This window comes from Thermogutta sp. (assembly GCF_014359955.1).
In the GTDB taxonomy this organism is placed as follows: Bacteria; Planctomycetota; Planctomycetia; order Pirellulales; family Thermoguttaceae; genus Thermogutta.
Window position 1 is genome coordinate 1 of record NZ_JACIYL010000885.1, and the last position, 1709, is coordinate 1709.

The 1709-nt window shown below is 58.2% G+C and carries 1 protein-coding gene; it reads right to left on the reverse strand.

The genetic code is table 11. The features are described from left to right. The coding region (locus tag H5U08_RS17895) for a tetratricopeptide repeat protein (RefSeq protein ID WP_297036238.1) at positions 1–1709 on the reverse strand (1709 nt) is incomplete at both ends.

Genomic DNA, 1709 nt, shown 5'->3' on the forward strand with positions numbered 1-1709 from the left:
TGGACGCCCGTTGAGGATGAATGCGTCGAACACCGTGTTGAGGGGACTCACATTCAATTCGTAGTAGAGCCGAGGATTCCCCGTTGGACAGAGAAAAACTTCAACACACTCCTCATCGTAGATGGGACTATCGCGTTCCCGGAGGGTTCCCCAGACGAAATCATCCTCACATTGAAACCCCACGTACAGATACCGGTCATTGTAGAGGAGTCTCACTCGCGTCCTGTGACGCGGTGCCTTCCCTGCGATTGGCTCACTGAGCTCGGCCACAGGTGCCGCATGCCAGAGTGGATCGTCGAGATCGCCGGTCAATTCCAGGTCACGCTCAATTTTGAAACAACGGTAAACGGGTTCGAAGAGAAAAATCCGCTGCGCCCCCACGCCCTCCGGCAACTCTTCAAGGGCTTTGCGGCACTTCTCTCGATATTCGTCCTGCTCTCCAGGAACGGAAGGCAAGCTCGCCCCGACCTGCCACGCCTCCTTGGCTTCTTCAAGGCGACCGAGCTTGGCGAGGGCGATTCCCTGCCAGTATCGCGCGGGCGCTTCGATCGGTTTGTTGGATCGCCCAACATGTAGGTTCTTCGGGTAAGTGAGAGCCGCTTCAAAATCAGCCAGAGCGGAACGAAGATCGCCGCGGTCCATCCGTTGTTGACCCCGACGTATATGGGCACGATTGAAAAGCCGCCACACGATGTCCTGCCCTTCCCAGTTAGTGAAATAGGGGGCATTTTCCAGCACCCGCAGGCAGTCATCGTATTGCTCGCTATCGAAATACATTTGGGCCAGCAGTACGGTAAGGTCGCTCCGTCGCACGCCAGAGAGCGGCATGGTTTCAACAAGGTGGATGGCCTCACTTCGGCGACCCGCTGCAACGAGAATCTCGGCCAGATCGCGATAGAGTGTTTGGTCCTTAGGATTTGATTTGATGGCCTGCCGATAATACTTCTCCGCGGCAGCGAGATCGCCCCGGGCTGCTGCCTCCAATCCCAGATTGCGCCAGGCCACGCTGTTTGACGGCTCCAGTTCTGCGGCCCGTTTCCAGAGAGGCACCGCCTCGTCCACACGGCCCAGCGCGGCCAGCAGGCAACCAAGCTGAAACCACGCGTGACCATCCCCAGGATTAGCGGCCACAACGTACTTCAGGATGGGAATCTCTTCCACACGCGAGGCAAACCGTTTAGGCACTCTGTGTTGTACCGCCCGGGTCAGCATCTGCTTGGCCGCTTCTGTTTTGCCCTGCCCGTCCAGTAACCATGCGAGCGTCCAGTAGCTCATCGCCGAGAGCTTGGGCACGGCCTCCGGATCCGCCGTGACAATCTCGGCAAGGCGAGTGGCCAGCGCATCCTGACCAAGATCCTTGAGAAAATGAACGGCCTCCAGCATTTCAAACTCAAAGTCGCCCAATCGATCGAGCATATGGTGGACGAACAATTTTTCACCGTCGCTGTTGCCGAACGCGAGAATCCATGCGGGAACGACAGCCGTGGTTTCATGGGCGCTCCGCAGCCTCGCCAGGTCGAAGGCTTCTTCGCGTTTCCCTTGTGCAAAGAGGGCCAGAATCAAATGATTCTCCGCGACGGGATCGGCGGGGTTTGTTTGAAGTGCCCGACGGAAGGCGGCCTCCGCGGCTTCGAAGTCGCCGCGCCGCATCGCGATTCGGCCCAACAGATCAGCAGAGATCGCGGCAGTTTCCTGATGTTTTTCCGCCT